This is a genomic window from Pseudomonas sp. SID14000 (assembly GCF_002165135.1).
GTDB lineage: Bacteria > Pseudomonadota > Gammaproteobacteria > Pseudomonadales > Pseudomonadaceae > Aquipseudomonas.
Window position 1 is genome coordinate 1 of sequence record NZ_NFZQ01000179.1, and the last position, 383, is coordinate 383.

Sequence of the window (383 nt, forward strand, 5' to 3'; positions counted from 1 at the left end):
GATGGCGCGGCCGGGGATGGCGTCGGTCGCCATCTTCAACTTCCTGGGGTTGTGGAACCAGTTCCTGCTCCCCGTTGCCCTGAACACCGACTCGAAGAACTACGTGCTCTCGCAGGGCATGGCCTCGTTCGCGTCGCAAGCCGGTTATGCGGTGGACTTCGGCGCGCTGTTCGCGGCCGTGGTGATCACGGTGGCGCCGGTTCTGGTCGTCTACATCATCTTCCAGCGTCAACTGCAGGTCTCCGTCACCGCCGGAGGCGTGAAGTAACAAGACGCGAGCTCGGCCCGCCCGTCACCTCGGTGACGAGCGGGCCGCTTGCTTTGCCGAGGACGATTGGGTCACGAAAGTGCCAGCCCATGCCGTGGTCGGCTTCCGCTATCTC

At 64.5% G+C, this 383-nt stretch carries 1 pseudogene; it reads left to right on the top strand.

Features of this window, described 5'->3' with window-relative positions:
* Positions 1 to 268, top strand: a pseudogene (locus CAY82_RS27845) (carbohydrate ABC transporter permease); the annotation flags it as partial.
* Positions 269 to 383: the final 115 nt, after the last annotated feature.